This window comes from Pseudomonas svalbardensis, assembly GCF_030053115.1.
Classification (GTDB): domain Bacteria; phylum Pseudomonadota; class Gammaproteobacteria; order Pseudomonadales; family Pseudomonadaceae; genus Aquipseudomonas; species Aquipseudomonas svalbardensis.
In genome coordinates this window covers 1,172,023-1,190,286 of record NZ_CP125619.1, presented here as the reverse complement: position 1 = coordinate 1,190,286, position 18,264 = coordinate 1,172,023, and the positions used below count along the sequence as shown (strand labels likewise).

At 57.9% G+C, this 18,264-nt stretch carries 20 protein-coding genes; 3 read left to right on the top strand and 17 right to left on the bottom strand.

Features of this window, described 5'->3' with window-relative positions; genetic code table 11:
* Position 1: 1 nt before the first annotated feature.
* The 14 genes from QFX16_RS05255 to trmJ form a co-directional block, all read right to left on the bottom strand.
* Positions 2 to 1,030, bottom strand: a complete 1,029-nt coding sequence (locus QFX16_RS05255) for a RodZ domain-containing protein (RefSeq protein ID WP_283183091.1) — start codon at positions 1,028 to 1,030, stop codon at positions 2 to 4.
* Complete coding sequence (pilW, locus tag QFX16_RS05250) at positions 1,030 to 1,788, bottom strand: type IV pilus biogenesis/stability protein PilW (protein ID WP_046046033.1); 759 nt, start codon at positions 1,786 to 1,788, stop codon at positions 1,030 to 1,032. The genes QFX16_RS05255 and pilW overlap by 1 nt, the downstream gene beginning before the upstream one ends.
* Before the next feature lie 12 nt (positions 1,789 to 1,800).
* Positions 1,801 to 2,949, bottom strand: coding sequence for a dual-specificity RNA methyltransferase RlmN (gene rlmN / locus QFX16_RS05245; RefSeq protein ID WP_059403385.1), 1,149 nt, complete (start codon positions 2,947 to 2,949; stop codon positions 1,801 to 1,803).
* Between the two features lie 28 nt (positions 2,950 to 2,977).
* Positions 2,978 to 3,403, bottom strand: a complete 426-nt coding sequence (gene ndk / locus QFX16_RS05240) for a nucleoside-diphosphate kinase (RefSeq protein ID WP_007916882.1) — start codon at positions 3,401 to 3,403, stop codon at positions 2,978 to 2,980.
* 92 nt (positions 3,404 to 3,495) lie between these two features.
* Positions 3,496 to 3,696 (bottom strand): Fe-S cluster assembly protein IscX, encoded by a 201-nt coding sequence (iscX, locus tag QFX16_RS05235; RefSeq protein WP_008147746.1) that lies wholly within the window; start codon positions 3,694 to 3,696, stop codon positions 3,496 to 3,498.
* A 14-nt stretch (positions 3,697 to 3,710) separates the two neighbouring features.
* Positions 3,711 to 4,052, bottom strand: a complete 342-nt coding sequence (gene fdx, locus QFX16_RS05230; protein WP_283183090.1) for an ISC system 2Fe-2S type ferredoxin — start codon at positions 4,050 to 4,052, stop codon at positions 3,711 to 3,713.
* A gap of 2 nt (positions 4,053 to 4,054) precedes the next feature.
* Positions 4,055 to 5,917 (bottom strand): Fe-S protein assembly chaperone HscA, encoded by a 1,863-nt coding sequence (gene hscA, locus QFX16_RS05225; protein ID WP_283183089.1) that lies wholly within the window; start codon positions 5,915 to 5,917, stop codon positions 4,055 to 4,057.
* A gap of 51 nt (positions 5,918 to 5,968) precedes the next feature.
* Entirely contained in the window at positions 5,969 to 6,490 is a 522-nt protein-coding gene (gene hscB, locus QFX16_RS05220; protein ID WP_283183088.1) for a co-chaperone HscB, read from the bottom strand.
* Between the two features lie 8 nt (positions 6,491 to 6,498).
* Entirely contained in the window at positions 6,499 to 6,822 is a 324-nt protein-coding gene (gene iscA, locus QFX16_RS05215; RefSeq protein ID WP_007903589.1) for an iron-sulfur cluster assembly protein IscA, read from the bottom strand.
* 34 nt (positions 6,823 to 6,856) lie between these two features.
* Positions 6,857 to 7,243: a Fe-S cluster assembly scaffold IscU gene (gene iscU / locus QFX16_RS05210; protein WP_003443374.1), complete on the bottom strand. Its 387-nt coding sequence runs from the start codon at positions 7,241 to 7,243 to the stop codon at positions 6,857 to 6,859.
* A gap of 84 nt (positions 7,244 to 7,327) precedes the next feature.
* The gene (locus QFX16_RS05205) at positions 7,328 to 8,542 is read right to left on the bottom strand and encodes an IscS subfamily cysteine desulfurase (RefSeq protein ID WP_074873944.1); all 1,215 of its coding nucleotides are present in this window, start codon (positions 8,540 to 8,542) and stop codon (positions 7,328 to 7,330) included.
* 50 nt (positions 8,543 to 8,592) lie between these two features.
* Entirely contained in the window at positions 8,593 to 9,084 is a 492-nt protein-coding gene (gene iscR, locus QFX16_RS05200; protein WP_282481867.1) for a Fe-S cluster assembly transcriptional regulator IscR, read from the bottom strand.
* Positions 9,085 to 9,253: 169 nt separating this feature from the next.
* On the bottom strand, positions 9,254 to 10,030 hold the full coding sequence (gene cysE, locus QFX16_RS05195) for a serine O-acetyltransferase (RefSeq protein WP_283183087.1): 777 nt from the start codon (positions 10,028 to 10,030) through the stop codon (positions 9,254 to 9,256).
* Between the two features lie 2 nt (positions 10,031 to 10,032).
* On the bottom strand, positions 10,033 to 10,803 hold the full coding sequence (trmJ, locus tag QFX16_RS05190; RefSeq protein ID WP_140683976.1) for a tRNA (cytosine(32)/uridine(32)-2'-O)-methyltransferase TrmJ: 771 nt from the start codon (positions 10,801 to 10,803) through the stop codon (positions 10,033 to 10,035).
* 146 nt (positions 10,804 to 10,949) lie between these two features.
* Between trmJ and suhB the strand changes: the two genes are divergently transcribed.
* The 3 genes from suhB (at position 10,950) to QFX16_RS05175 (ending at position 14,743) form a co-directional block, all read left to right on the top strand.
* Positions 10,950 to 11,765 carry a type III secretion system regulator SuhB gene (gene suhB / locus QFX16_RS05185; RefSeq protein WP_033061458.1) on the top strand — a complete coding sequence of 272 codons (816 nt, stop codon included), beginning with the start codon at positions 10,950 to 10,952 and terminating at the stop codon, positions 11,763 to 11,765.
* A gap of 116 nt (positions 11,766 to 11,881) precedes the next feature.
* Positions 11,882 to 13,213: an IS4 family transposase gene (locus tag QFX16_RS05180; RefSeq protein ID WP_283182085.1), complete on the top strand. Its 1,332-nt coding sequence runs from the start codon at positions 11,882 to 11,884 to the stop codon at positions 13,211 to 13,213.
* 198 nt (positions 13,214 to 13,411) lie between these two features.
* Positions 13,412 to 14,743 (top strand): IS4 family transposase, encoded by a 1,332-nt coding sequence (locus QFX16_RS05175; protein WP_283183086.1) that lies wholly within the window; start codon positions 13,412 to 13,414, stop codon positions 14,741 to 14,743.
* A gap of 49 nt (positions 14,744 to 14,792) precedes the next feature.
* Here QFX16_RS05175 and QFX16_RS05170 read toward each other — a convergent pair whose 3' ends face one another.
* From QFX16_RS05170 to secD, 3 genes are all read right to left on the bottom strand, one after another.
* Entirely contained in the window at positions 14,793 to 15,341 is a 549-nt protein-coding gene (locus QFX16_RS05170) for a glycine zipper 2TM domain-containing protein (RefSeq protein ID WP_283183085.1), read from the bottom strand.
* A gap of 120 nt (positions 15,342 to 15,461) precedes the next feature.
* Complete coding sequence (gene secF, locus QFX16_RS05165; protein WP_283183084.1) at positions 15,462 to 16,376, bottom strand: protein translocase subunit SecF; 915 nt, start codon at positions 16,374 to 16,376, stop codon at positions 15,462 to 15,464.
* A gap of 9 nt (positions 16,377 to 16,385) precedes the next feature.
* Positions 16,386 to 18,254, bottom strand: coding sequence for a protein translocase subunit SecD (gene secD / locus QFX16_RS05160; RefSeq protein ID WP_283183083.1), 1,869 nt, complete (start codon positions 18,252 to 18,254; stop codon positions 16,386 to 16,388).
* Between the last annotated feature and the right edge of the window lie 10 nt (positions 18,255 to 18,264).

Here is an 18,264-nt window from a genome sequence, read left to right as displayed (position 1 = left end):
CTTATTGACCCAACTTCAGGCGAGCAGTCTCGCCACTGGTGAACGGAGCGACATCAACCACCTGCCCGTTGTAGCTGACCTGCGCGCCACGGGCGAAGCCCAGACGCACGGAAAACGGTGGCTTGCCGCTCACGGAAACGTTTTCGCCTTTACGCTTGAGACCGCTCAACAGCACTTTACCGCTGCCATCGGTCACTTGCGTCCAGCAATCGGCAGTGAATTGCAGTTGAACCTGACCCTGGCCAGCGACCGGAGCAGCCGCTGCTGGAGCGGGGATGGTCGGAGTAACCGAAGCGCTCGCAGGCGGGGTCGATACAACAGGAGCAGTGGGGGATGTCGCGGCCGGAGTCGCGACAACCGGAGCAGTGCTATGCGCAGGTGCAGCGGGTGTTGGCGCTGTAGCAACCGGTGCAGCAGGCGCAGTCGCTTCAGCTTCGGCCGGTGCTTCACTCGAAGTCTCGGATTGCGGCAACGCAAGAGCGGTTGTGCCTTCAGCCTGACCTTCCGCGACGGCCTGGTCTTCCGGCTCGTCCAGCGGATGGATCTGGGTGGTGCCGTCAGCGCCTTCGACTTCAACGTGTTCCGGGCTCAGGCTAGTCAGGTCTTTGGTGCGCAATGAGGTTTGATCCTGCCACCAGACAAAACCACCACCAATCACTGCGAACAGCAACAGCAGGCTGACAATTCGCAAAATAGTGTGGGAAACCCGAACCGGCTCTTCGATACGTCCCAGGCTATGAACGTTGCTGCCCTGGGAGTCGGTGCCGGTGGATTGGTCGAACTGTTGGACCAGTACGGTTTGATCCATGCCGAGCAGTTTCGCGTAGGCGCGAATATAACCTCGAGCAAAGGTATGCCCAGGCAGCTTGTCGAAAGCGCCGGCTTCCAGATTGCTCAGGGAATTTACGGTGAGGTTGAGCTTGAGGGCCACTTCGGCCAGCGACCAGCCATTGCTTTCGCGAGCCTGGCGCAAAGTCTCACCGGGATTAACGCGATTCGCTGCTACAACTTCGGGATGCGCCGCTTTCATCATTGCTCCGACAGGTATTGCTGATATTCCGGCGTACCGGGATAGAGTCGTTTTAGTTGCAGGCCAAAACTGGCGGCCTTGTCGCGATCATCAAACACTTTTGCCAGTCGAACGCCGAGCAATAGACTACGTGCATTTTGCTCGGTGAGCAGGCTAAAACGATCGTAATAGTCACGCGCGGGCACATAATGCCTGTCTTCGAAGGACAACTCAGCCATTTCCAGCAATGCACGTGGCTGTTGGCGATTCAAACGCAGAGCTTTTTCCAGCTGCTGCTGCGCCAGATCGCGCTGCCCCAGCTTCGAAGCGGTCATTCCAAGGTTCTCGAACACCCGCGAACGCTCAGGATACAAGGTATCGGCGGCGGCCTGTTCAAAGCGCTCATACGCCTCTTTGTAGCGTTTCTCTTCGAAAAGAAAACTGCCGTAGTTGTTCAGGATTCGCGCATCGTTGGGGCGGGAAGACAGCGCCTTGCGAAAATGCTGATCCGCCAGCTCCGGCTCCATCTCGGCCTGGAATACCAGACCCAGCGCAGCGTTGGCGTCTGGATCCGAGTCATCCAGATCCAGCGCTTTCTTCAACGGTACTTTCGCCCGTTCGGTCATGCCCTGCTGCAAGTACCCCAAGCCCAGCTGCACATAGGCAACGCGCGCCTCATCGCGGCCCTTGCTGGTCTTCATCGGGTTGAAATCGCCCGACAGGACACAACCAGCACACAGGCTGGCCAACAGCAAAAGCAGCGCGAAGCGCAGGGACATAGAGATCCTCTCTTAATTATTGTTCGCAGCGTTCTGTGCGATATCGTTTTCGGCGCTCAACTCGCGCACGGCGATATAACGTTCGCTGCGACGGGTGCGATCCAGCACCTGTCCTACCAATTGGCCACACGCGGCATCGATGTCTTCACCGCGGGTGGTGCGTACGGTGACATTGAAGCCGGCATGGTGAAGCTGATCCTGGAAACGACGAATCGCGTTGTTGCTCGGGCGCTCGTAACCGGAATGCGGGAACGGGTTGAACGGAATCAGGTTGATCTTGCACGGGATGTTCTTGAGCAACTCGATCATTTCGACCGCATGTTCGACCTTGTCGTTGATGTCCTTGAGCAAGGTGTACTCAATGGTCAGCACGCGCTTCTCACCCAGGGACGACATGTAGCGCTGGCACGACTCGAGCAGCATCTTAAGCGGATACTTCTTGTTGATCGGTACCAATTGGTTACGCAATGCGTCGTTCGGTGCGTGCAGGGACAACGCCAGGGAGACGTCGATGTGCTTGGACAGCTCATCGATCATCGGCACCACACCCGATGTAGACAGGGTTACACGGCGCTTGGAGATCCCGTAGCCCAGGTCATCCATCATCAGATGCATGGCAGCCACGACGTTGTCGAAGTTCAGCAGCGGCTCACCCATGCCCATCATCACCACGTTGGTGATGGCACGGTCGGCGGTCGCCGGGATGCTGCCGAACGATTTATTGGCAATCCACACCTGGCCGATGACTTCGGCGGCAGTGAGGTTGCTGTTGAATCCTTGCTTGCCGGTGGAGCAGAAACTGCAATCCAGGGCACAGCCTGCCTGGGACGAAACGCACAAAGTGCCGCGTTTGCCCTGGGGAATGTACACGGTCTCGACGCAGCTACCGGACGCCACGCGCACCACCCACTTACGGGTGCCGTCGGTGGAGATGTCCTCGCTGACAACTTCAGGACCGCGAACCTCGGCAATAGCCTTGAGCTTGTCGCGCAAGGCCTTGCTGACGTTCGTCATGGCGTCGAAATCATCGACGCCAAGGTGGTGAATCCATTTCATTACCTGACCGGCACGGAAACGCTTCTCCCCGATTGAGTCGAAGAATTTTTCCATTTCCAGCTGAGTCAGACCCAGCAGGTTGGTTTTTACAGTCGATGTAGTCATGGATTCACCTTCACTCTTAAGCCAATGCTTAGCGAGTGGTTACTTCAGTAGCTGCGAAGAAGTACGAGATTTCGCGAGCAGCAGCGGCTTCGGAGTCCGAACCGTGCACAGCGTTGGCATCGATGGAATCAGCGAAGTCAGCACGGATGGTGCCGGCAGCAGCTTCTTTAGGGTTGGTAGCGCCCATCAGCTCACGGTTCAGAGCGATAGCGTTTTCGCCTTCCAGAACCTGAACGACAACCGGACCGGAGATCATGAAAGCAACCAGGTCGCCGAAGAAACCACGAGCGCTGTGCTCAGCGTAGAAGCCTTCAGCTTCAGCTTTGGACAGTTGCTTCAGTTTCGAAGCTACAACGCGCAGGCCAGCTTTTTCGAAACGAGTGGTGATCTCGCCGATAACGTTTTTTGCAACAGCGTCAGGCTTGATGATGGAGAAAGTACGTTGAACAGCCATGATGTAACTCCAGAAACGGTAATTTGCGAAAAATTAAACCCGCGAATTATACGCGGGTTCTTGGGTATTGCCTAACTGCATACGGCGCAGACTCAGTCTGCTTCTTCGATCCAGGCGGCCTGAATGGCTTCAAGCACCTTCTCGCCACCGCGGGTCGGATCATCACTGAACTCCGGCAATGCCAGCACCCATTTGTGCAGATCGACGAAGTTCACGTAACGCGGGTCCACATCCGGTTTGGATTCAGCCAGTTGGATCGCGATTTCCAGCACATCAACCCATTTCAGACTCATTTCAGTTCCTTGAATCAGTGCGCCGCTTCGGCCGCATGGTTGAGCGAGTATTTCGGAATTTCGACGGTCAGGTCTTCAGTCCCGACGACCGCCTGACAGCCTAGACGCGATTGCGCCTCCAGACCCCAGGCACGATCAAGAAAGTCTTCTTCCAGCTCGTCCGCCTCTTCCAGCGAGTCGAAACCTTCGCGGATGATACAGTGGCAGGTGGTGCAGGCGCAGACGCCGCCGCAGGCACTCTCCATCTCGATATGGTGCTCATGAGCCAGCTCGAGGATGGATGTACCGGGCTCAGCTTCCACAACCATACCTTCCGGGCAGAACTTCTCGTGTGGCAGAAAAATGACCTGCGGCATCGTTATTCCTCAATCTCATTCAGGTTGCGCCCCGCCAGCGCGGCTTTCACCGTCGAGTCCAGGCGGCGGGCAGCAAAGGCGTCGGTCACTTGCGACAGACGTTTGGTCTGCTGCTCGATGGCGTAACCATCAGTACCTTTCATCAGTTCGGTCAGTTCCTGCATCTGCAATTCGATGACCATGCGCTCTTCGGCGTCGAGCAAACGCTCGCCATCGACATCGAGGGCGCCCTGCACCGCTTCGATCAGGCGCTGAGCATCGACCTGCTGTTCACGCAACACCCGAGCGACCTTGTCGTCGCTGGCGTGCTGGAACGAGTCCTTGAGCATTTTGGCGATTTCGCCATCCGTCAGACCGTAGGACGGCTTGACCTGGATGCTGGCCTCAATGCCCGAGCCCAACTCGCGGGCAGAAACGCTGAGCAGACCGTCGGCATCGACCTGGAAGGTCACGCGAATCTTCGCCGCACCGGCCACCATCGCCGGAATGCCGCGCAATTCGAAACGTGCCAGGGAACGGCAGTCGCTGATCAGCTCGCGCTCACCCTGCAATACGTGGATCGCCATGGCCGACTGGCCATCTTTGTAAGTCGTGAAGTCCTGAGCGCGGGCGACAGGGATGGTGGTGTTGCGAGGAATCACCTTCTCCATCAGTCCGCCCATGGTTTCCAGCCCCAGGGACAACGGAATCACGTCAAGCAACAGCAGTTCATCGCCATCGCGCTTGTTGCCGGCCAGCGTATCGGCCTGGATCGCGGCACCGATGGCCACCACTTGATCTGGATCGATTTCGGTCAACGGTTCGCGACCGAAGGCTTCTGCGACGGCTTCGCGGACGCGAGGCACACGAGTCGAACCGCCGACCATGACCACGGCATGCACTTCGTCCAGCTCGATGCCGGAATCACGCACAGCGCGGCGACAGGCTTTCAGGCTGCGGGCAACCATTGGCTCGATCAGCGCATTGAAGGCTTCACGGGTCAGCTCGGCTTTCCAGTCGCCATAAGCCACTTCAACGGACGAGGCATTGGTCAGGGCTTCTTTGGCCGCACAAGCGGTTTGCAGCAGATGGCGTTGCGCACCCGGATCGAGGTCGGCGGACAGACCGGCGCTCTCGATGATCCAGCCAGCGATTGCGTGGTCGAAGTCATCGCCGCCCAGCGCGCTGTCGCCGCCGGTAGCCAAAACTTCAAACACACCGCCAGTCAGGCGCAGAATCGAAATATCGAAGGTACCGCCACCCAGGTCATAAATAGCGACCAGTCCTTCAGCGTGCTGATCCAGACCGTAAGCTACAGCGGCGGCGGTCGGCTCATTGAGCAGACGCAGCACATTCAGACCGGCCAGTTTGGCCGCATCCTTGGTGGCTTGACGCTGAGCATCGTCGAAATAGGCCGGAACGGTGATCACCGCGCCCACAAGTTCGCCACCCAACGTCGCTTCGGCGCGCTGACGCAACACTTTCAGGATATCGGCGGAGACTTCGACCGGGCTTTTCGGCCCCTGAATGGTGTCGATGAACGGCATGTGCGACTCGCCGCCGACAAACCGGTACGGCAGTTGATCGCCCAATTGCTTGACGTCGGACAGACCACGACCCATCAAGCGCTTGACCGACAGCACGGTGTTCAAAGGGTCGGTAGCGGCGGCCAGTTTGGCGGACTCGCCGACTTCGACACGATCGGCGTGGTAGCGCACGGCAGACGGCAGAATGACCTGCCCGTGAGCGTCAGCCAGAGGCTCGGAAAGACCACTGCGCAACGCAGCGACCAGCGAATTGGTAGTGCCCAAGTCGATCCCCACAGCCAGACGACGCTGGTGCGGTTGAGGACTTTGGCCGGGTTCGGCGATCTGCAGTAGGGCCATCGTAATCAGGACTTATCTGTATATCAGGCGTGCGACCGGAGCGGCACTGGGTTAATCGTCGAGGCGCTCTTCTAACTGGCGCACTTCGTAGGTGAGCTTGTCGAGGAACTGCATGCGTCGCATCAGGCGTTCGGCCTGTTCACGTTGCGCTGCATCATCCCAACAGGCTGCGAAGCTTTCGTTCAGTTCATCCTGCGCAGTCTTCAGGCGACGCTTGAACACTGCAACACCCGCCAGGTCGGCGCTGTCTTGCAGGTCTTCGAGCTCTTCACGCAGTTCCATTTGCTGCAGAAGAAACTCCGGATCATGCACCGTGACCTCCAGCGGCAGCTCGCGACCGCCCATGGCGAGCAAGTAACGCGCGCGCTTTGGGGGACTTTTGAGCGTCTGGTAGGCCTCGTTGAGGCTCGCGGATTGCTCTAGCGCCAGCCGTTGCTCTCGCTCGGAAGCGTCTGCAAAGCGGTCCGGATGAACGCTGCGCGCCAACTCACGGTAGCGCGTAGCCAGCTGGTCGAGATCCAGTTCGAAGCTCGGTTGCAGCTCAAATAAAGCGAAATGACAAGGAGTACCCACGAGTAGCCTCAGATATTGAAGCTTTCGCCGCAGCCACATTCACCGCGTACGTTGGGGTTGTTGAACTTGAAGCCTTCGTTCAACCCTTCCTTGACGAAATCGAGCTCGGTGCCGTCCAGGTAGGCCAGGCTTTTCGGGTCGATGATCACTTTCTCGCCGTGACTTTCGAACACCTGATCCTCTGCAACCACCTCGTCGACAAACTCCAGCACGTAGGCAAGGCCGGAACAGCCTGTGGTGCGAACACCCAGACGAATCCCTTCACCTTTGCCGCGCCCGTTGAGGGAGCGTCGCACGTGTTGAGCAGCCGCTTCTGTCATGCTGATAGCCATCGGTGACTCCTTACTCGTCGCCAAAACTTGAAAGTCAGATCAAGCCTTTCTTCTGCTTGTAGTCGCGAACGGCCGCTTTGATGGCGTCTTCAGCAAGTACGGAGCAGTGAATTTTTACTGGCGGCAGAGCCAGTTCTTCAGCCAGCTGAGTGTTTTTGATGGTCTCTGCTTCATCCAGAGTCTTGCCTTTCATCCACTCGGTCGCCAGGGAGCTGGAGGCGATGGCCGAACCGCAACCGTAGGTCTTGAACTTGGCGTCTTCGATGATGCCTTGCTCGTTAACCTTGATCTGCAGACGCATCACGTCGCCGCACGCCGGAGCGCCGACCATGCCGGTGCCGACATCAGGGTCTTCCGCGTCCATCTTGCCGACGTTGCGCGGGTTCTCGTAGTGGTCGATGACCTTTTCGCTGTAAGCCATGATTCTTAATCCTCACTCATCAGAGAGTCGCTCTTAAGCCCTGAAAACCTGCGTCTTACAGGGCCGGTTTGCGGCGACTTGAAATCAGTGTGCCGCCCACTCGATTTTCGAAATGTCGACACCGTCTTTGTACATGTCCCACAGCGGCGACAGAGTGCGCAGCTTGGTAACGGCCTCGCAGACTTTCTGCGCGGCGTAGTCGATTTCTTCTTCGGTGGTGAAACGGCCGAAGGTGAAGCGAATCGAGCTGTGGGCCAGTTCGTCGTTGCGGCCCAGGGCGCGCAGTACGTACGAAGGCTCAAGGGAAGCCGAGGTGCAGGCCGAACCGGACGAAACCGCCAGATCCTTGAGCGCCATGATCAGCGACTCGCCTTCAACGTAGTTGAAGCTCAGGTTCAGGTTGTGCGGTACGCGAGCGGTCATGCTGCCGTTGATGTACAGCTCTTCCAGGCCTTCGACCTGCTTGAAGAAACGGTCGCTCAAGGCCTTGATGCGGATGTTCTCGGCAACCATGTCTTCCTTGGCTACGCGGAAGGCTTCGCCCATGCCGACGATCTGGTGGGTCGCCAGAGTGCCGGAACGCATACCACGTTCATGACCGCCGCCGTGCATGGTCGCTTCGATGCGAACACGCGGCTTGCGGCTCACGTACAGTGCGCCGATGCCTTTAGGGCCGTAGGTTTTGTGGGCAGAGAACGACATCATGTCGACTTTCAGCTTCGACAGGTCGATATCGACCTTGCCGGTGGACTGAGCAGCGTCAACGTGGAACAGGATGCCCTTGGAACGGGTCAGTTCGCCGATGGCAGCGATGTCGTTGATGGTGCCGATTTCGTTGTTCACGTGCATGACCGAAACCAGGATGGTGTCGTCGCGCAGGGCAGCTTCGATCATCTCTGGGGTGACCAGACCATCAGTGCGAGGCTCGATGTAAGTGACTTCGAAGCCTTCACGCTCCAGTTGGCGCATGGTGTCGAGGACAGCCTTGTGCTCAATCTTGGTGGTGATCAGGTGCTTGCCTTTGGTGGCATAGAAATGCGCCGCACCCTTGATTGCCAGGTTGTCTGACTCGGTGGCACCGGAGGTCCAGACGATTTCACGCGGATCGGCGTTGACCAGGTCAGCGACCTGACGACGAGCGTTTTCGACGGACTCTTCAGCTTTCCAGCCGAACACGTGAGAACGGGACGCCGGGTTACCGAAGTTTCCGTCAACCAGCAGGCATTCACTCATTTTTTGCGCTACACGCGGATCAACCGGGGTGGTCGCAGAGTAATCAAGGTAAATCGGCAATTTCATGGACTATCTCCTAAATCAGGCTGGCTGGCGTGCCGCTAGCTCTTTGGCTGTCATTCGACGGCGGACGCTTCAATCTTGTCCAGGTGTGGCGCTTTGCTGTTGCAACGGCGCTGATCCTGACGCTGGGCTACTTCTTGTACCTCACGGCGAGTGACAAGGTCAGCCAAGCTGATACCGCTGAGAAATTCGTGAATCTGCAGGCTCAGATCGCACCACAAGTGGTGGGTCAAGCAGGTGTCGCCTTGATGGCAATCACCTTGGCCCTGGCATTTGGTGGCATCGACCGATTCGTTCACCGCATCGATCACCTGGGCGACCTGAATACCCTGCATGTCGCGCGACAGCTGATAGCCGCCGCCTGGACCACGGACGCTGGACACCAGATTGCTGCGGCGCAATTTGGCGAAGAGCTGTTCGAGGTAGGACAGGGATATGCCTTGGCGCTCGGAGATATCGGCCAGGGACACCGGCCCGTGCTGCGCGTGCAACGCCAGGTCAAGCATGGCAGTCACGGCGTATCGGCCTTTTGTAGTCAGTCGCATGGACAATTACCACGGAGTTCAGAATGGGGCGAGTATGCAATTCCCGAGTATTTAAGTCAACTATAAGACCTAGTACTTTAGTCAGGATTACCCGCAAAAGAGCGGCCGCATCATAGCAAAGGCTGACCGCGAACAGCCAGCAATTGCTTGCGAAGGGGTCAGCCCGGAGTTAGCTCGCCTTGCTTTCATCCTTATCCTTGACACAGGCGAAGTCTTCTTCGCGCAACTCAGGCAGATCCTTGGCGCAATAGTTGCTGCCTAGGTCCTTCAACGCTCCGCACATCCCTTCCAGACGGCCGTCGACGGCCTGCAGGTGATCAAGCAGCTGACCAATGGCGCGCGCCACCGGATCAGGCATGTCTTCGCCGACCCCATAGGCATCGAAACCGATCTTCTCGGCCATGGCCTTACGCTTGGCATCTTGCTCATCGTCAGACTTGACGATGATCCGACCTGGAATGCCAACCACCGTCGCACCCGCCGGCACCGCCTTGGTGACCACAGCATTGGAACCGACCTTGGCGCCGGCGCCGACCGTGAACGGGCCAAGCACCTTGGCCCCCGCCCCGACCACCACGCCATCTTCAAGAGTCGGGTGACGCTTGCCCTTGTTCCAGCTGGTGCCACCCAGGGTCACGCCCTGATAAAGGGTGACGTCATTGCCGATCTCAGCGGTTTCACCGATGACGATGCCCATGCCATGGTCAATAAAGAAGCGACGACCGACCTTGGCACCCGGATGAATTTCGATCCCAGTCAACCAGCGACCGAAGTTCGACACCAGTCGCGCCAGCCACTTCCAGCCCATGCTCCACAGGGCCGACGACAGGCGGTGAATCCAGATGGCGTGCATGCCCGGGTAGCACGTCAGAACTTCAAAGGCGTTGCGCGCTGCCGGATCACGATGGAAAACACTCTGGATATCTTCACGCAAACGCTCGAACATTTTTAATCCTTCCGCTTAAGAAGCTCGCCACGGGCCGCTTTCTGGGTTTCCGTGAGGATGCCACGCAATATATTCATTTCCGCCCGGCTGACCGAGCTGCGTCCGTACAACCGGCGCAGGCGCGCCATCAAGTGCCGTGGTTTTTCCGGATCGAGGAACTCGATGGCCACCAGGGTTTGCTCCAGGTGCTCATAGAATCGCTCCAGTTCATCCATGGTCGCCAGCTCACCACTTTTGGTGGACGCCACTTCATCCTTCTCGACCTTGCTCGGCTGACCTTGGGCCGCGAGCCAGGACATCCGCACTTCATAGCTCAACACCTGCACCGCTGCCCCAAGGTTCAGCGAACTGAACTCAGGGTCTGATGGGATGTGCACGTGATAATGACATCGCTGCAACTCTTCATTGGTCAAACCGGAATCTTCACGACCAAAGACCAAGGCGATCTCAGCACCTTGCGAGGCTTCCTCTACAACCTTCACTCCGCATTCGCGGGGATCGAGCAACGGCCAGGGAATGCGACGGTCACGGGCGCTGGTGCCGAGCACCAGATTGCAGCCGACCAAGGCATCTTCCAAAGTGGCGACAACTTGCGCGTTTTCAAGGATGTCACCGGCACCGGAAGCACGAGCATCGGCTTCGTGATGCGGGAACAACCGCGGCTCGACCAGCACCAGCCGCGACAGGCCCATGTTCTTCATGGCACGCGCAGCCCCGCCGATATTCCCGGGATGGCTGGTATTGACCAGGACGACACGAATGTTTTGCAGCAAGGGAGGCGCTCTCGAACACTTTAATGGGGAGCAGAATCTTACAGCTCAACCTACCGTTAAGCTATGAAAGCGAACACCGACCTTCACCTGTAGAAACTTTCTGATAGAATGCCCGGCTTTCTTTAACAACCTTAGGTGACACATCCATGCAGCCCATGCTGAATATCGCGCTGCGCGCCGCCCGCAGCGCCAGTGAATTGATCTTCCGCTCCATCGAGCGCCTGGATACCATCAAGGTCGACGAAAAAGACGCCAAGGATTACGTATCCGAGGTGGATCGCGCCGCCGAACAGAAAATCATCGACGCGCTGCGCAAGGCCTATCCTACCCACGGCATTCTCGGCGAAGAAACCGGCATGCACCCGGGTAGCGGCGAAGGCGAAGACTACCTGTGGATCATCGACCCACTGGACGGCACCACCAACTTCCTGCGCGGCATTCCTCACTTCGCCGTCAGCATTGCCTGCAAATACCGCGGTCGCCTGGAACACGCCGTTGTTCTGGACCCGGTTCGCCAGGAAGAATTCACCGCCAGCCGCGGTCGCGGCGCCCAACTGAACGGTCGTCGCTTGCGTGTCAGCGGTCGTACCAGCCTGGACGGCGCCCTGCTGGGTACCGGCTTCCCGTTCCGCGATGACCAGATGGACAACCTCGACAACTACCTGGGCATGTTCCGCGCCTTGGTTGGCCAGACCGCCGGCATCCGCCGTGCTGGCTCGGCGAGCCTGGACCTGGCTTACGTAGCGGCCGGCCGTTTCGACGCATTCTGGGAGTCGGGCCTGTCCGAGTGGGACATGGCTGCAGGCGCCCTGCTGATCCAGGAAGCAGGCGGTCTGGTGAGCGACTTCACCGGCGGTCACGACTTCCTTGAGAAAGGCCACGTCGTTGCCGGTAACACCAAATGCTTCAAAGCAGTACTGACGGCCATTCAACCGCACCTGCCGGCCTCGCTGAAACGCTAAGCGAGCAGCCACAAAAAAGCACCCTTCGGGGTAATGCCGATCAGTTAAGCCCTCTTGCTTGACCTTTGGCCGCAAGAAATCAAAATCCGATGCCTGTACTGGCATCGGATTTTTTTATGCGTCTCGCTCGGGCCCTGGAACTGACCCACAACATCGCCTCCACTCCGAATTCAATCGAGGGATTGGATTCCTTGCTCGATCCTTCTTTGGTCGAACAGGCACTGGAGCAGGCAGGCGTAGCGACCCTGCGCAAGCGGCGTTTGCCGCTGGAAATGATGCTTTGGTGCGTGATCTCCATGGCCTTCTTTCGCCGCATGTCGGCGTGGGATGTGGTCAGCCGCATGAACATCATGCTGCCGGGCCAACGTCCATTGGTGGCACCCAGCGCTGTGGTTCAAGCCCGTCAGAGATTGGGCTGCGAGGCTGTACGACAAGTCTTCCATCTGACTCAGAAAAGTTGGCATGAGGCCGTGGATCACCCAACTTGGGCAGGCTTGCGTTTGCTGGGGGTCGACGGTGTCGTATGGCGAACGCCCGATACACCCGAAAATCGGGCGCGCTACGATTCCGCCAGCAACCAGCATGGCGACACCGGTTTCCCCCAGGTGCGCATGGTCTGCCAAATGGAGTTGACCAGCCACATGCTGATCGGCAGCGCGTTGGATGGCTATCGCAGCAACGAAATGAAACTGGCGGAGCAACTGATCGAAACCACGCCCGATCACTCGCTGACGCTGTTCGATCGCGGTTTTTACTCCTTGGGTTTGCTGCATCAGTGGCAGCAAGCAGGCATCGAGCGGCATTGGCTGATGCCTCTGCGCAAAGGTGCGCAGTACGAAGTGATTCAGCGCTTGGGGCGCCAGGACGCTGTGGTCTCGTTGAGCACTTCGCCGCAGGCCCGCACGCAATGGCCGGGGCTGCCGGAGCGCCTGACCGCGCGATTGCTGAGCAAAACCGTCAAGGGCAAGGTTTGTCAGATCCTGACGTCGATGGCCGATCCGCTACGCTTCCCGTCCGACGAAATCGTCGACCTGTACAGCCAGCGATGGGAGATCGAATTAGGGTTTCGCGAGATGAAACAGACGCTGCTCAACAGCAGCTATACATTGCGTAGCAAGACGCCCGAGATGATCGAGCAGGAACTGTGGGGTGTGTTGCTGGGCTACAACCTGCTGCGCTACCAGATGGTGGAAATGAGCCGCCACTGTCCAGGTATTTACCCGTGCGAAATGAGCTTTGCCGCGTGTACTTGGGCAATTTTAGGGTTTATCAACAGCGTTTCGGCCGACCGTTCCGGGAACATCCCCAAATATCTGGCCGAGCTGCACGCCTCTGCCCCGCATTATGTTCTGCCGCATCGACGGGAAGAGCGCATTTATCCCCGCGCCATAAGGCTCAAATCACCGAAATATCCGATCAGAAAGAAAAATGCCAGTCAGCTTAACTGACTGGCATTACCCTTCGGGGTGCTTTTTTTATGCCTGAAATCCAATCTCCCACACCACAACAGATCCCTGTGGTGGCATATAAATCCCAGGCACAAAAGAAGCACCCCGCAGGGTAATGCCGATCAGTTAAGCCCTCTTGCTTGACCTTTGGCCGCAAGAAATCAAAATCCGATGCCTGTACTGGCATCGGATTTTTTTATGCGTCTCGCTCGGGCCCTAGAACTGACCCACAATATCGCCTCCACCCCTAACTCAATCGAGGGACTGGATTCTTTACTCGATCCATCTTTGGTCGAGCAGGCACTTGAACAGGCCGGCGTGGCGACCCTGCGCAAGCGGCGTTTGCCGCTGGAAATGATGCTTTGGTGCGTGATCTCCATGGCGTTCTTTCGACGCATGTCGGCCTGGGATGTGGTCAGCCGCATGAACATCATGCTGCCGGGACAACGTCCGCTGGTGGCGCCCAGCGCCGTAGTCCAGGCCCGTCAGCGATTAGGCAGCGAAGCTGTACGACAAGTCTTCCATCTGACTCAGAAAAGTTGGCATGAGGCCGTGGATCACCCAACTTGGGCAGGCTTGCGTTTGCTGGGGGTCGACGGTGTCGTATGGCGAACGCCCGATACACCCGAAAATCGGGCGCGCTACGATTCCGCCAGCAACCAGCATGGCGACACCGGTTTCCCCCAGGTGCGCATGGTCTGCCAAATGGAGTTGACCAGCCACATGCTGATCGGCAGCGCGTTGGATGGCTATCGCAGCAACGAAATGAAACTGGCGGAGCAACTGATCGAAACCACGCCCGATCACTCGCTGACGCTGTTCGATCGCGGTTTTTACTCCTTGGGTTTGCTGCATCAGTGGCAGCAAGCAGGCATCGAGCGGCATTGGCTGATGCCTCTGCGCAAAGGTGCGCAGTACGAAGTGATTCAGCGCTTGGGGCGCCAGGACGCTGTGGTCTCGTTGAGCACTTCGCCGCAGGCCCGCACGCAATGGCCGGGGCTGCCGGAGCGCCTGACCGCGCGATTGCTGAGCAAAACCGTCAAGGGCAAGGTTTGTCAGATCCTGACGTCGATGGCCGATCCGCTACGCTTCCCGTCCGACGAAATCGTCGACCTGTACAGCCAGCGATGGGAGATCGAATTAGGGTTTCGCGAGATGAAACAGACGCTGCTCAACAGCAGCTATACATTGCGTAGCAAGACGCCCGAGATGATCGAGCAGGAACTGTGGGGTGTGTTGCTGGGCTACAACCTGCTGCGCTACCAGATGGTGGAAATGAGCCGCCACTGTCCAGGTATTTACCCGTGCGAAATGAGCTTTGCCGCGTGTACTTGGGCAATTTTAGGGTTTATCAACAGCGTTTCGGCCGACCGTTCCGGGAACATCCCCAAATATCTGACCGAGCTGCACGCCTCTGCCCCGCATTATGTTCTGCCGCATCGACGGGAAGAGCGCATTTATCCCCGCGCCATAAGGCTCAAATCACCGAAATATCCGATCAGAAAGAAAAATGCCAGTCAGCTTAACTGACTGGCATTAACCCCGCAGGGTGCTTCTTTTGAATCTGAATTTCAGCTATTTACTGGGCCGGCTCGTTCTGCGACAGGATCAATTTACCTTCCTTATCGACCGGAATCTGGTTGCCCGGATCGCGATCCATCCGCACTTTGCCTTCCTTGCCATCCAGTGAATAACGGACGTCGTAACCTACAACCTTGTCGCTGATGTCATTCACAGTGTTACACCGCGTCTGAGTCGTGGTGTAGGTATCACGATTCTGCATACCTTCCTGGACCTTGTTGCCCGCGTAACCACCGCCAACTGCACCTGCCACGGTGGCAATCTTCTTGCCAGTGCCACCACCTATCTGATTACCGAGCAAACCACCCGCCACGGCACCCAATACGGTACCGGCGATCTGGTGTTGATCTTTCACCGGCGCTTGCCGGGTTACTGCAACGTCCTTGCACACTTCACGTGGCGTCTTGATTTGTGTCTTGACCGGTTCAACGGCTAGAACTTGCGCATATTCAGGGCCGCTTTTAACCAGCTTGTAGGTGGCAACAGCACCCCCGGCAGTTACGCCGACAGCACCCAATACCGCACCAACCAGCAACGACTTGTTCACATGAACCTCCTGACCATCACATGCGGGACAAGCCCGCGCTTCTCCCAGCCTTGGAGCATAAAAAAAGGCGCGAGTTCAATACTCGCGCCTTTTCGGCCGACAGCTGGAAAACGATAGCCGTTATGGGCGGTCGTCGACTTCCTTATCGGTAGCCACTGTAGGAATCAGATCCTCAGTACTCAAGTTCAGCCAGATCAGCACGACGTTGGCGATGTAGATCGACGAGTAAGTACCCGCCAACACACCGATAAACAGCGCGATGGAGAAGCCGAACAGGTTGTCGCCACCAAAGAACAACAGGGCCGCGATCGCCAGCAAAGTGGAGATCGACGTTGCCATGGTCCGCAGCAAGGTTTGCGTGGTCGAGATGTTGATGTTCTCGATCAAGGACGCCTTGCGCAGCACACGGAAGTTCTCACGAACCCGGTCGAATACCACGATGGTGTCGTTGAGCGAGTAACCAATGATCGCCAGTACCGCCGCCAGCACCGTCAGGTCGAAGGTGATCTGGAAAAACGACAGGATACCGATGGTCACGATCACGTCGTGGATCAGCGAAACGATCGCACCGACCGCAAACTTCCACTGAAAGCGGAAAGCCAGGTAGATCAGGATGCCGCCCAACGCCATCAGCATGCCGAGGCCGCCTTGGTCGCGCAGCTCTTCACCCACCTGCGGGCCGACGAACTCGACGCGCTTGACCGTCGCCGGGTTGTCGCCGCCGACTTTCAGCAGCGCTTCTGCCACTTGATGACCCAGCTGCGGGTCTTCACCCGGCATGCGCACCAGCAAATCGGTAGTCGCACCGAAGCTCTGCACGATTGCCTCGTGATAACCCGAAGTGGCCAGTTGCTCACGCACCTTGGTGACATCGGCCGGACGCTCGTAGGTCAGCTCGATGAGCGTACCGCCGGTGAAGTCCAAGCCCCAGTTCATGCCCTTGGTAGCGACGCTGAACAAAGCCAGCACGGTAAGGAACAATGTGACGCCGAACGCAACGTTGCGAACGCCCATGAAGTTGATTGTACGTAACATGGCAGCCCCTTAAATCCACAACTTCTTGAAGTCACGACCGCCGAAGATCAGGTTGACCATCGCGCGGGTCACCATGATGGCCGTGAACATCGAGGTAAAGATCCCGAGGGACATGGTCACTGCGAAGCCTTTGACCGGGCCGGTGCCCATCGCAAAGAGAATCCCGCCGACCAACAAGGTTGTCAGGTTGGCGTCGAGAATCGCGGTGAATGCCCGGCCGAAGCCTTCGTTGATTGCCCGTTGTACGGTCATGCCTGCCGCAATCTCTTCACGTATCCGCGAGAAGATCAGAACGTTGGCGTCGACGGCCATACCCATGGTCAACACGATACCGGCGATACCCGGCAGGGTCAGCGTTGCACCCAGCAGCGACATCAGGGCCAGCAGCATCACCATGTTCACGGTCAGCGCGACGGTGGCAATGATGCCGAAGAAGCGGTAGATGGCGATGATGAACAGCGAGACAAACAGCATGCCCCACAGCGATGCATCGACACCCTTGACGATGTTGTCGGCACCCAGGCTTGGGCCAATGGTACGTTCTTCAGCGAAGTACATCGGCGCAGCCAGACCACCGGCACGCAGCAGCAGCGCCAGTTCGGACGACTCGCCCTGGCCATTCAGGCCTGTAATGCGGAACTGAGCACCCAGCGGCGACTGGATGGTCGCGAGGCTGATGATCTTCTTCTCTTCCTTGAACGTCTGGACCGGCACGTCTTTCTCGACGCCATTGACCACTTGCTTGACGTAAGTGGTAACCGGACGCTGCTCGATAAAGATCACAGCCATGCTGCGACCGACGTTGCTGCGAGTCGCACGACTCATCAGCTCGCCACCGTGGCCATCCAGACGGATGTTCACTTCTGGCGTGCCTTGCTCGCCGAAGCCAGCCTTGGCGTCAGTCACCTGGTCGCCAGTGATAATCAAGCCACGCTCGATCTGTGCTGGCGGACGATTGCCTTCACGGAATTCGAAGCTTTCAGAAGTGGCTTTCGATGCACCAGGCTCAGCGGCCAGACGGAACTCAAGGTTGGCCGTCTTGCCGAGGATACGCTTGGCTTCGGCGGTGTCTTGCACGCCCGGCAGCTCAACCACGATGCGGTTGGCGCCCTGACGCTGAACGATTGGTTCGGCAACACCCAGCTCGTTGACGCGGTTACGTACCGTGGTCAAGTTCTGCTTGATGGAGTATTCGCGGATTTCCGCCAGCTTGGCCGGGGTCATCGCCAGACGCAGCACCGCCTGACCATTGAGGTCGGCCGGAACAATGTCGAAATCGCTGAAGTTCTTGCGGATCAGTGCACGGGCCTGTTCGCGGGACGCTTCATCACTGAAACCCAGCTGAATGGCACCATCGAGTTGTGGCAGGCTGCGATAGCGCAGTTTCTCTTTACGCAACAGGCTCTTGACGTCGCCTTCGTAGACTTTCAAGCGCGCGTCGAGGGCTTTGTCCATGTCCACTTCGAGCAGGAAGTGCACACCACCGGACAAATCCAGACCCAGCTTCATCGGGTGCGCGCCAAAGCTGCGCAGCCATTGCGGGGTGGTTTGCGCCAGGTTCAGTGCAACGACGTAGTCATCACCCAATGCCTTGCGCACGACGTCTTTGGCAGGCAGCTGATCTTCAGCCTTGGTCAGACGAATCAGACCGCCCTTGCCGTTCGCTGCCAGGGTGGCAGCCTTGACGTTGATCCCGGATTCCTTGAGCGCTGTGCCCACACGATCCAGATCAGCCTGAGTCACTTGCAGCGCAGTGCTTGCACCACTGACCTGAATAGCCGGGTCATCAGGATATAGATTGGGAGCGGAATAAATCAGACCGACCGCTAGCACCGCCAGGATCAGAATGTATTTCCACAGAGGGTATTTGTTCAGCATCACGCCGCCC

What these genes read in the sequence shown, in the direction of transcription:
- cysE (WP_283183087.1), bottom strand. Translation starts at nt 10,030, where the DNA reads ATGTTCGAGCGTTTGCGTGAAGATATCCAGAGTGTTTTCCATCGTGAT.
- QFX16_RS05205 (WP_074873944.1), bottom strand. Translation starts at nt 8,542, where the DNA reads ATGAAATTGCCGATTTACCTTGATTACTCTGCGACCACCCCGGTTGAT.
- pilW (WP_046046033.1), bottom strand. Translation starts at nt 1,788, where the DNA reads ATGTCCCTGCGCTTCGCGCTGCTTTTGCTGTTGGCCAGCCTGTGTGCT.
- QFX16_RS05180 (WP_283182085.1), top strand. Translation starts at nt 11,882, where the DNA reads ATGCGTCTCGCTCGGGCCCTGGAACTGACCCACAACATCGCCTCCACT.
- iscU (WP_003443374.1), bottom strand. Translation starts at nt 7,243, where the DNA reads ATGGCTTACAGCGAAAAGGTCATCGACCACTACGAGAACCCGCGCAAC.
- iscX (WP_008147746.1), bottom strand. Translation starts at nt 3,696, where the DNA reads ATGAGTCTGAAATGGGTTGATGTGCTGGAAATCGCGATCCAACTGGCT.
- QFX16_RS05175 (WP_283183086.1), top strand. Translation starts at nt 13,412, where the DNA reads ATGCGTCTCGCTCGGGCCCTAGAACTGACCCACAATATCGCCTCCACC.
- secD (WP_283183083.1), bottom strand. Translation starts at nt 18,254, where the DNA reads ATGCTGAACAAATACCCTCTGTGGAAATACATTCTGATCCTGGCGGTG.
- secF (WP_283183084.1), bottom strand. Translation starts at nt 16,376, where the DNA reads ATGTTACGTACAATCAACTTCATGGGCGTTCGCAACGTTGCGTTCGGC.
- ndk (WP_007916882.1), bottom strand. Translation starts at nt 3,403, where the DNA reads ATGGCTGTTCAACGTACTTTCTCCATCATCAAGCCTGACGCTGTTGCA.
- suhB (WP_033061458.1), top strand. Translation starts at nt 10,950, where the DNA reads ATGCAGCCCATGCTGAATATCGCGCTGCGCGCCGCCCGCAGCGCCAGT.
- iscR (WP_282481867.1), bottom strand. Translation starts at nt 9,084, where the DNA reads ATGCGACTGACTACAAAAGGCCGATACGCCGTGACTGCCATGCTTGAC.
- fdx (WP_283183090.1), bottom strand. Translation starts at nt 4,052, where the DNA reads ATGCCGCAGGTCATTTTTCTGCCACACGAGAAGTTCTGCCCGGAAGGT.
- rlmN (WP_059403385.1), bottom strand. Translation starts at nt 2,949, where the DNA reads ATGACTACATCGACTGTAAAAACCAACCTGCTGGGTCTGACTCAGCTG.
- iscA (WP_007903589.1), bottom strand. Translation starts at nt 6,822, where the DNA reads ATGGCTATCAGCATGACAGAAGCGGCTGCTCAACACGTGCGACGCTCC.
- hscA (WP_283183089.1), bottom strand. Translation starts at nt 5,917, where the DNA reads ATGGCCCTACTGCAGATCGCCGAACCCGGCCAAAGTCCTCAACCGCAC.
- QFX16_RS05255 (WP_283183091.1), bottom strand. Translation starts at nt 1,030, where the DNA reads ATGAAAGCGGCGCATCCCGAAGTTGTAGCAGCGAATCGCGTTAATCCC.